This window comes from Variovorax sp. YR634 (genome assembly GCF_900106655.1).
Classification (GTDB): domain Bacteria; phylum Pseudomonadota; class Gammaproteobacteria; order Burkholderiales; family Burkholderiaceae_C; genus Variovorax.
The window spans coordinates 431,717-440,672 of record NZ_FNOL01000002.1 but is presented as its reverse complement, the minus strand read 5'-3'; the positions used below and the strand labels follow the sequence as shown (position 1 = coordinate 440,672).

Below are 8,956 nucleotides of genomic sequence, written 5' to 3'. Positions count from 1 at the left end.
GGCCAGGCTAGACCCGGATCACGCGGCCCGGGTTGAGGATGTTCTTCGGATCGAGCCCGCGCTTGATCGCCCGCATCATCTCCAGCGCCACCGGCGACTTGTGCTTTTCCAGCTTGTCGACCTTGAGCGAGCCCACGCCATGCTCGGCCGAGAACGAGCCGCCGAACTTCTCGACTGCGTCGTACACCAGCGTGTTGATGCGCTCTTCTTCGTTCTTCAGGAACGCCTTGGTGTCGATGTTCTCCGGCGCCTGCACGTTGTAGTGCAGGTTGCCGTCGCCCAGGTGGCCGAAATTCACCAGCCGCACGCCGGCAATTTCACGCGCCAGCAGCGCGTCGGTTTCTGCCACGAAGGCCGGGATGCGCGACACGGGAATCGAGATGTCGTGCTTGATGTTCAGGCCTTCCTCGGCCTGCGCGAGCGGAATGCTTTCGCGGATGTGCCACAGCTGGTGCGCCTGCGTGAGGTTCTCGGCCACCACCGCGTCGGTGACGCAGCCGTCTTCGAAGGCGGTTTCGAGCAGCGCCTCGAAGCGTGCGCGCGCGTGGTCTTCGGATTCGCTGTCGGAGTTTTCGAGCAGCACGCAGTACGGCACGGCCTCATCCTTGATGAAGGGCACGCGCAGCTGCGGCATGTGCTTGTCGACCAGGCTCAGCGCAAACTTGCCCATCACCTCGAAGCCCGTGAGGCCCGAGCCCAGGTGCTTGTGCGCAAGGCCCAGCAGCGTGACCGCATGGTCGAGCGATGGCACCGCGGCCCAGGCCGTGAGCTGCGCGGCCGGCAGCGGGTAGAGCTTCATGGTCGCGGCGGTGATGATGCCGAGCGTGCCTTCGCTGCCGATGACGAGGTCGCGCAGGTCGTAGCCGGTGTTGTCCTTGCGCAGGCCGCTGGTGCCTTCCCAGATCTCGCCCTGCGGCGTGACCACTTCGAGGCCCAGGCACAGCTCGCGCGTATTGCCGTAGCGAACCACCTGCGTGCCGCCCGCATTCGTCGCGAGGTTGCCGCCGATGGTGCAGCTGCCTTCGGCCGCGAGGCTCAGCGGGAAGAGGAAGCCGGCCTTCTCGGCGGTCTCCTGCAGCGTTTGAAGAATGCAGCCGGCCTCGACGGTCATCGTGAGGTTGGCGCCATCGATGGTGCGGATCGCGTTCAGGCGCTGCAGGCTCAGCACCACCTGCGTGCCGCTCTCGTCCGGAATGGAGCCGACCGCCAGGCCAGTGTTGCCGCCCTGCGGAATGATGGCGGTGCCGGCCGCCGCGCAGGCCTTCACCACGTCGGCCACCTGCTGCGTGGTGCCGGGCCGCACCACGGCCAGCGACTTGCCGCGCGCGCGCTTGCGCCAGTCCTGCTCGTAGGCAGTGAGGTCGCCCTCGTTCAGCACGTTCGCCGCGCCGACGATGGCGCGCAGTTGATCGATCAGGGAAGAAGAAGAAGCAGTGGTCATTGGGTGGAAGCCTCCAGTTGGCGGGCAGCGTTCTTGGCGTGGCGCAGGCGCAGCCGCACATGCCATGCGCAGGCCGCGAAGAGCACGAGGCACAGCAGCACCTCGACGAGCGCGAGCACCTGGCCCACGCCGTTGGTGTCGCTCCAGGCGCGCACAACGCCCTCGGTGAAATAGAGCCAGATCATCAGGCTGACCCAGCGGTAGGTGTACATGCGGTTCTTCCACAGACCCGCGAGCGGAATGACGAGCGGCAGCACCTTCAGCGCCAGCAGCGAGCCACCCGGGCGCAGCGGCGCCAGCCATAGCTCCCAGGCCAGGCCCAGCACGATGAGGCCGACGAGGCTGCCCACGGCGGCCCAGCGGGTCGCGCGAACGGAAGAGGGCGGGAGCGGAGTGTCGGACACGTTGGGCAGCGAAGGGAAGAGAGCGCCCGGCAGGCGGCCAGCGGCGACAAAAAGAGCGGATGGCATGATAGCCGCCATGAATCGCAGGCAACTCTGGAGGGATCTTTCGCGCTTTCCGTGGCGCAACACCGCAGCGGTGCTGGGCGAGCGTTTTCGCGAAGACCGGCTCGGCCTCACAGCCAGCAGCCTGACCTTCACCACCACCATCGCGATGGTGCCGTTCTTCACCGTGGCGCTGGCGCTGTTCACCGTGTTCCCGATGTTCGCGAAGATGCAGGGCCGCCTGCAGCGCTGGCTCATCGAGAGCCTGATTCCCGACAACATCGCACGGCAGGTGCTGGGCTACCTGAACCAGTTCGCGAGCAAGGCCAGCGGGCTGGGCATCGCAGGCCTGATCGTGCTGCTGATCACTGCCATCGCGCTGATCCTCACCATCGACAAGACGCTCAACAACATCTGGCGCGTGCGCTCGCCGCGGCCGTTCGCGCAGCGGGTGCTCATCTACTGGGCGGCCATCACGCTGGGGCCGATCATCCTTGCGGTGAGCCTGTCGACCACTTCGTACGTGGTCTCGGCCACCAGCGACGTGGTGGGGCGCGGCATGGTCAAGCTGTTCTTCGACACCTTCGAGTTCGCGCTGCTCGCGGTCGGCATGGCGTCGCTGTACCACTACGTGCCCAACACCAACGTGCGCTGGTCGCATGCATGGGCCGGAGGCATCTTCGTGGCGGCCGCCATCGAAATCGCCAAGCGCGTGCTGGCCTACTACCTGAGCCTGGTGCCGACCTATTCGGTGCTGTACGGCGCCTTTGCCACGGTGCCGATCCTGCTGGTGTGGATCTATGTGGCCTGGGTGATCGTGCTGCTCGGCGCGGTCATCGCGGCCTACTTGCCGAGCCTGCTCACGGGCGTGGCACGGCGCGGCGGCACCGCGGGCTGGCCCTTGCAACTGGCAATGGAAGCACTGCAGCACCTGGCCCGCGCGCAGGCCACGCCGGCCAAGGGCATGGGCGCGACCGAACTGGTCACGCGCATGCGGGTCGATGCGCTGCAACTGGCGCCGGTGCTCGAGACGCTGGTGGCGCTCGACTGGATCGCACCACTCGCGGAAGAGCCCGCCAACGAAGACCCGCGCTACGTGCTGCTCGCTGACCCTTCGACGCCCATCGAGCCGCTGCTGAAAGAACTGCTGATGCCGCAGGCCGAGCCGCTCGAAGACCTCTGGCAGAAGGGTCCGCTGCGCTCGCTGCGCCTGGGCGACGTGCTCCTGATCTAGATCTTCACCCGACCGAGCCAGATGTCGCGGTACATCGCCCAGTCGCCCATGAAGGAGTAAAGCGGCCGCTTGAACGAGGCCGGCTTGTTCTTCTCGAACCCGAAGTGCCCGATCCAGGCAAAGCCGTAGCCCGCCACCAGTCCGGCCAGCAGCCACAGCGGGTTGAGCGTGACCACCAGCGCCACCAGGCACAGCAGCGAAATGGTCGAGCCCGCGAAGTGCAGCCGCCTGCAGGTGAGGTTGGCGTGCTCGGTCAGGTAGAAGGGATAGAACTGCGCAAAGCTCTTGAATTGACGCGGATCGACGGCAGATCCTGGGGCAGTCGTGGTGTTCATCGTGCGAGTCTCCTGTGCCCCTGAAACCCGGTGGTCCCGGCGGATGAGGGCTTTGTCCATAATAGCCACGACCTTCCGGCCGCACCACCCCGGCCTTCCGATCACACCACCGACGCATCAGCCTTGAGCGCCCTTCCAAGCACCCCCGAATCCGTCGAGCCGGCCAGCAACGATGCGCCTTGGGTCGTGTGCCTTTGCGCCGAATGGTGCGGCACCTGCCGCGACTACCGGCCGCTGCTCGAAGAGGTGGCGCGCGCGCACCCGCAGTTCCGCTTTGCCTGGGTCGACATCGAAGACCACGCAGACATCGCTGACGCCTTCGACGTAGAGACCTTCCCGACCCTGCTGGTTGCGGGCGCCGACGGCACGCGCTTTCTGGGCCCGCTGCTGCCGCATGCCGAGACGCTGTCGCGCATGCTCTCCGCGCTGCAGCTGCCGAAGCCTTCGAGCCTTGACGTCGACCTGCTGCTCGCCGTGCTCAACAAGAAACCGGCCGTCTTCACGGTCTGACCGGAAGCCCCGTCATGAAAATCCTGATCTTCGGCGCCACCGGCATGGTGGGGCAGGGTGTGCTGCGCGAGTGCCTTCTGGCGCCCGACGTCGAGAGCGTCATCGCGGTCGGCCGCAATGCCACGGGGCAGCAGCATCCCAAGCTGCGCGACCTGGTCCACAAGGACATGTACGACTACAGCGCCATCGAGCCGCAACTGCAGGGCTTCGACGCCTGCTTCTTCTGCCTCGGCGTGTCGTCGGTCGGCATGAAGGAGCCCGAGTACAAGCGCATCACCTACGACCTGACGCTGGCCGCCGCCACCGTGCTCGCGCGGCTCAACCCGGCCATGACTTTCACCTACGTGACGGGTGCCGGCACCGACAGCAGCGAGCGCGGCAGCAGCATGTGGGCGCGCGTGAAGGGCGCGACGGAAAACGCCTTGTTGCGCCTGCCGTTCAAGGCGGCCTACATGTTCCGGCCCGGCATGATCCAGCCGCTGCATGGCATTCGCTCGAAGACGCCGCTCTATGACGCTGCGATCGTCGTGCTCAGGCCCGTGCTCGGGCTGGCCCACAGCCTGTGGCCGAACAAGGTGACGACCACCGAGAAGATCGGTCGCGCCATGCTGGCCGTGGCGCGCAACGGCGCACCGAAGGTGCTGCTCGATCCGGCGGACATCAACGCGCTGGGCTGAAGAGCTTCTTCAGGCCGCAGCGGCCCGCGCGCGCCCCAGCTTGCGCCGGCCCGCGCTGGCGATTGCGCTCACCAGGTGCCGAACGAAGTCCTGCGCCAGCGGCGGCAGCGTGCGGCCTTCGAGCGCCAGCACCTGCAACTGCCGCTGCTGCAGCGGCGCCTCCGCAAAGGGCCGCGCCACCACCGTGCCCGCGTCGACCAGGTGCATCACCGTGAGCAGGCCCGACAGCATCACGTCGGGTGTGCGCAGCAAGGGCAGCAGCACTGAAGAGAAATTGCTCACGAACAGCGCGTGGTACTGCAGCCCCTGCAGGCTGCAGGCCTGGTCGAACAGCTGGCGCGCGGTCACGCCCCTGTCGCCCACGGCCAGCGGATAGCGCACCGCATCGGCCACCGACACCACGCGCTGGCGCGCCAGCGGATGGTCGGGGCGCAGCACCGCGTACACCGGCGCGGTGGCCGTGTGCTCGATCTTCAGGCCCGGCTCGGGCGCAACCACGTACTTGAGTGCGATGTCGGTCTCGCCGCGTGCCAGCAGCGCGCTCACGCCGTCGGGCGAGCCCACGTGCAGTTCGAGCTGGCAGCCCGGATTCGCCGTTTCGAAGCTGCGCATCACCAGTGGCATGAAATGCCCCGCGAAGCCCTCGGTGCAGGCCATGCGAATGCGCCGTGCGCGTTGCCCGCCAAGATCGCGTACCTGCTCGACCACCTGCTCGATGTCGAGCTGCGCATTGCGCAGGTGCGCGGCCAGCCGTTCGCCGGCGGCCGTGAGCGCCATGCCGCGCGCATGCCGCTCGAACAGCGGCGTGCCCAGGCTGTCTTCGAGCTTGGCGATCTGCCGGCTCACCGCCGAAGACGCCACGAACAGCCGCGCCGCCGCCTGGTTGACCGAGCCGCTGCGCGCCACTTCGAGGAAGTGGCGCATCGGGATGCTGAGAAGCGGGAGAGTCATGACGCCAGGGTGTTGCCTTCAAGGCAATGATAGCTTGCCAAAACGATGCTGGAAGCATCGGCCTTCAGGCCTTGTACTTGCTGCACCCGATGGAAAGACAGACAAGGAAGCACTTCATGCAACGCACAGACAGCCTGGCCGCTGCCGCCGCCTACTTCGACGGGGGCGGCTTCTTCGCCGACCTCCGGCGCCGCATCGCCTTTCGCACCGAGAGCGACACCGGCGCCGCAACGCCCGCGCTGGAGGCCTACCTGCGCGAAGAATTGATGCCGCCGCTCGCGGCGCTCGGCTTCGCCTGCGAGGTGATCGCCAACCCGGTGCCCGGCGGTGGGCCGTTCCTCATCGCGCGCCGCGTCGAAGACCCGGCCCTGCCCACGGTGATGACCTACGGCCACGGCGACGTGGTCAGCGGGCAGGACGCGCACTGGGAAGAGGGCCTCGCCCCGTGGGCGCTGACCGTGCGCGGCGAGCGCTGGTACGGGCGCGGCACTGCCGACAACAAGGGCCAGCACAGCATCAACCTCGGCGGGCTTGCTGCCGTGCTCGAGGCGCGCGGCGGGCGCCTGGGCTACAACATGACGTGGCTCGTCGAGATGGGCGAGGAGGCCGCCTCGCCCGGCCTGCACGCGGTGTGCGCGCAGGAACGCGACAAGCTGCGCGCCGACGTTTTCATCGCCAGCGACGGCCCGCGCGTGAGCGCCGCGCGGCCCACGCTGTTCCTCGGTTCGCGCGGCGCGGTCAACTTCAGCCTGCGGCTGCGCGCCCGGCCGCGCGGCTACCACTCGGGCAACTGGGGCGGTGTGCTGGTCAATCCGGGCACAGTGATCAGCCATGCGGTGGCCTCGCTGGTGGATGCGCGCGGCCGCATCCTCGTCGAAGCCTTGCGCCCGCCGCCGGTCACGCAGGCCGTGCGCGATGCGCTGGCCGACATCGCCATCGGCGGCGGCGCGGACGACCCCGCGGTCGACGAGGGCTGGGGCGAGCCCGGCCTGAGCCCGGCCGAGCGGCTGGTGGCGTGGAACACCATCGAGGTGCTGGCGCTCGGCGCGGGTTCGGCGCAGCGTCCCGTCAACGCGATTCCGTCTGAAGCCGTGGCGCATTGCCAGCTGCGCTTCGTGGTCGGCACGCCGTGGCAAGACCTGGAGAAGATCGTGCGCGCGCACCTGGATACGCACGGCTTCGGCCAGGTCGAGGTGCAGATCACGCTGACCGGCGCGGCGACGCGGCTCGATGTCGAGAACCCGTGGGTGGGCTGGGCGCGCCACTCCATCGCGCAAAGCAGCGGGCAGCGCGTCGACCTGCTGCCCAACCTGGCGGGCTCGCTGCCCAACGACGTGTTCGCCGACCTGCTCGGGCTGCCCACGCTGTGGGTGCCGCATTCGTACCCGGCCTGCGCGCAGCACGCGCCCAACGAGCACCTGCTCGCGCCGCTGGCGCGCGAGGGCCTGCAGATCATGGCCGGCCTCTACTGGGACCTGGGCGAGCCAGGGCTCGCGCCGTGGGCTGCCGGGCAGCTGCCGCCATCCGTTTCTTCCCTTTCCTGACACGCACCATGAACCTCGCCATTTCCCGTCGCGCCTTCGGCCTGCTGCTTTCCGCTTCCGCCGTCCTGGGCGCCCAGGCACCCGCCTTCGCGCAGAGCGCATGGCCCGATCGGCCGGTCAGGCTGGTCGTGCCCTTTCCGCCGGGCGGCGGCACCGACATCGTGGCGCGGGCAATGGGGCAGACGCTGTCGGAGCACCTCGGCCAGCCCATCGTGGTCGACAACAAGCCCGGCGCCTCCACCATCATCGGCACCGATGCGGTCGCCAAGGCCGCGCCTGACGGCTACACGCTGCTGCTCTCGGGCTCTACCAGCTACAGCGTGAACCCGGCCCTGCGAGCCAAGCTGCCGTACGACCCGGTGCGCGACCTGGCGCCCATCGCCATCGTGGCGCGCACGCCGCTGGTGCTGGTGGTGGGCAAGGGCACGCCGTGGCACTCGATGCCCGAGCTCATCGCCGCGGCCAAGGCCAAGCCGAAGAGCATCCGCTACGCCACCTTCGGCTCGGGTTCGGGCCCGCACCTGGCCGGCGAACTGCTCGCGCTGGCCGCCGGCATCCAGCTTCAGGACATTCCGTACAAGGGCAGCAGCCAGAGTTCGATGGCGGTGATCGGCGGCGAGATCGAGATCGGCATCGACACCGTGGCCGCCGTGGCGCCACATGTGCGCTCGGGCAAGCTGCGCGCGCTCGGCATCGTGGGCGCGACCCGCTCCAGCATGCTGCCCGAAGTGCGCACGCTGGCCGAGCAGGGGCTGCCCGACGCCACCTTCGATGCCTGGTATGGCTTTGCCGCGCCAGCCCGAACCCCGGCGCCGGTGATAGACAAGCTCGCCCGCGCGGTCACAGCGACCATGGGCAACCCTGCGCTGCAGGCGCAACTGCGCGCGCAGGGCATGGAGCCGGTGGCGATTGGCGCAGCGGCCTTCCGTACGCAGATGGAGGGCGAGATCTCGCGCTACCGTGCGCTTGCACACCGCGCGGGCATCGCAGCGGAATAAGAGCGTGCCTGCTCAGGCTGTCGCGAAGTCGCGCAGCGCGAACAGCACCTCGTCGGGCGCCTCGCTCATCAGCGAGTGGCCGGCATGCACCGTCACCACCTTGGCGTTGCGCGCCTTGCCCACCAGCGCCTTGGTGGCGCGCGGCGGCGTCATCTGGTCGGCGTCGCCGAGCAGGAACAGCACAGGGCACTGCACCCTCTCCATCGCGGCCTCGCCGTTGGCGTAGTCGTTGCAGGCCTTGAAGCCGATGTGGAACACGTTCGCATCGCGGTTGCTCGCGAGCACGCGGCGCATCAGCGCGCGCGAGCTGCCGTAGAGCCAGGTGCCCGGGCCGAGCGAGGAGGGCGGCGGCGCCAGCAGCGAGTGCGAGAAGGTGTTGACCATGGCGATGGCGCGCTGCGGGTCGCTCACCGAGCTTTCGAGCAGCGCGGGCGACACCACCATCGGGTAGGCCGTGCCGACCATCGCGAGGTGTGTGATGCGGTCGGGTGCGCGCGAAGCCGTTTCGAGTGCGATCAGCGAACCGAAGCTGTGGCCGACCAATGCGGCCTTCTGCACGCCGGCCGCGTCGAGCAGCGCAATGACGAACTGCGCCGCGTCCTCCACGCTGGCGGGTGGCGGGCCTTCGCTCTTGCAGTGGCCGGGCAGGTCGACTGCGAGCACGTTCCAGCCGTGGTTGGCGAACCAGCGGCTCTGCAGGATCCACACGCTGTGGTCGTTGAGCACGCCGTGGATGAACACCACGGTTGGCTTGGCCGCATCGAAGGGCTTGCCGCCGGTGTAGCAGTAGGTGGTGTGGCCGTTGACGGTGTAGTTCATG

General features: G+C 68.5%; 10 protein-coding genes. 5 read left to right on the top strand and 5 right to left on the bottom strand.

Going from position 1 to position 8,956, the window contains the following annotated elements; genetic code table 11:
- Nucleotides 1-7 precede the first annotated feature (7 nt).
- Nucleotides 8-1,441 (bottom strand): FAD-binding oxidoreductase, encoded by a 1,434-nt coding sequence (locus BLV60_RS06325; protein WP_093051588.1) that lies wholly within the window; start codon nt 1,439-1,441, stop codon nt 8-10.
- Nucleotides 1,438-1,911 (bottom strand): DUF2069 domain-containing protein, encoded by a 474-nt coding sequence (locus tag BLV60_RS06320; RefSeq protein WP_256328878.1) that lies wholly within the window; start codon nt 1,909-1,911, stop codon nt 1,438-1,440. Before BLV60_RS06320 ends, BLV60_RS06325 begins: the two co-directional genes overlap by 4 nt.
- On the opposite strand from BLV60_RS06320, the gene BLV60_RS06315 reads away from it, so the two are divergent.
- Nucleotides 1,910-3,121 carry a YihY family inner membrane protein gene (locus tag BLV60_RS06315; protein ID WP_093051585.1) on the top strand — a complete coding sequence of 404 codons (1,212 nt, stop codon included), beginning with the start codon at nt 1,910-1,912 and terminating at the stop codon, nt 3,119-3,121. The genes BLV60_RS06320 and BLV60_RS06315 overlap by 2 nt on opposite strands.
- Here BLV60_RS06315 and BLV60_RS06310 read toward each other — a convergent pair.
- Nucleotides 3,118-3,456, bottom strand: a complete 339-nt coding sequence (locus BLV60_RS06310; protein WP_093051582.1) for an Mpo1-like protein — start codon at nt 3,454-3,456, stop codon at nt 3,118-3,120. The two genes, BLV60_RS06315 and BLV60_RS06310, sit on opposite strands and share 4 nt — an antisense overlap.
- 123 nt (nt 3,457-3,579) lie before the next feature.
- Between BLV60_RS06310 and BLV60_RS06305 the strand changes: the two genes are divergently transcribed.
- Both BLV60_RS06305 and BLV60_RS06300 read left to right on the top strand, forming a co-directional pair.
- Entirely contained in the window at nt 3,580-3,966 is a 387-nt protein-coding gene (locus BLV60_RS06305) for a thioredoxin family protein (RefSeq protein WP_093051579.1), read from the top strand.
- A gap of 14 nt (nt 3,967-3,980) precedes the next feature.
- Nucleotides 3,981-4,643 (top strand): NAD-dependent epimerase/dehydratase family protein, encoded by a 663-nt coding sequence (locus BLV60_RS06300; RefSeq protein ID WP_093051576.1) that lies wholly within the window; start codon nt 3,981-3,983, stop codon nt 4,641-4,643.
- 9 nt (nt 4,644-4,652) lie between these two features.
- On the opposite strand, the gene BLV60_RS06295 is transcribed toward BLV60_RS06300, so the two are convergent.
- The gene (locus tag BLV60_RS06295; RefSeq protein WP_093051573.1) at nt 4,653-5,594 is read right to left on the bottom strand and encodes a LysR family transcriptional regulator; all 942 of its coding nucleotides are present in this window, start codon (nt 5,592-5,594) and stop codon (nt 4,653-4,655) included.
- Nucleotides 5,595-5,710: 116 nt separating this feature from the next.
- Between BLV60_RS06295 and BLV60_RS06290 the strand changes: the two genes are divergently transcribed.
- Nucleotides 5,711-7,138 carry a M20 family metallopeptidase gene (locus BLV60_RS06290; protein ID WP_093051571.1) on the top strand — a complete coding sequence of 476 codons (1,428 nt, stop codon included), beginning with the start codon at nt 5,711-5,713 and terminating at the stop codon, nt 7,136-7,138.
- An 8-nt stretch (nt 7,139-7,146) separates the two neighbouring features.
- Nucleotides 7,147-8,136: a Bug family tripartite tricarboxylate transporter substrate binding protein gene (locus tag BLV60_RS06285; protein ID WP_093051568.1), complete on the top strand. Its 990-nt coding sequence runs from the start codon at nt 7,147-7,149 to the stop codon at nt 8,134-8,136.
- A 12-nt stretch (nt 8,137-8,148) separates the two neighbouring features.
- Here BLV60_RS06285 and BLV60_RS06280 read toward each other — a convergent pair whose 3' ends face one another.
- Complete coding sequence (locus BLV60_RS06280; RefSeq protein ID WP_093051565.1) at nt 8,149-8,955, bottom strand: alpha/beta fold hydrolase; 807 nt, start codon at nt 8,953-8,955, stop codon at nt 8,149-8,151.
- Nucleotide 8,956 lies beyond the last annotated feature (1 nt).

Coding starts and splice junctions, on each gene's coding strand:
- BLV60_RS06325 (WP_093051588.1), bottom strand. CDS start 1,441: ATGACCACTGCTTCTTCTTCTTCCCTGATCGATCAACTGCGCGCCATC.
- BLV60_RS06315 (WP_093051585.1), top strand. CDS start 1,910: ATGATAGCCGCCATGAATCGCAGGCAACTCTGGAGGGATCTTTCGCGC.
- BLV60_RS06320 (WP_256328878.1), bottom strand. CDS start 1,911: ATGCCATCCGCTCTTTTTGTCGCCGCTGGCCGCCTGCCGGGCGCTCTC.
- BLV60_RS06310 (WP_093051582.1), bottom strand. CDS start 3,456: ATGAACACCACGACTGCCCCAGGATCTGCCGTCGATCCGCGTCAATTC.
- BLV60_RS06300 (WP_093051576.1), top strand. CDS start 3,981: ATGAAAATCCTGATCTTCGGCGCCACCGGCATGGTGGGGCAGGGTGTG.
- BLV60_RS06295 (WP_093051573.1), bottom strand. CDS start 5,594: ATGACTCTCCCGCTTCTCAGCATCCCGATGCGCCACTTCCTCGAAGTG.
- BLV60_RS06290 (WP_093051571.1), top strand. CDS start 5,711: ATGCAACGCACAGACAGCCTGGCCGCTGCCGCCGCCTACTTCGACGGG.
- BLV60_RS06285 (WP_093051568.1), top strand. CDS start 7,147: ATGAACCTCGCCATTTCCCGTCGCGCCTTCGGCCTGCTGCTTTCCGCT.
- BLV60_RS06280 (WP_093051565.1), bottom strand. CDS start 8,955: ATGAACTACACCGTCAACGGCCACACCACCTACTGCTACACCGGCGGC.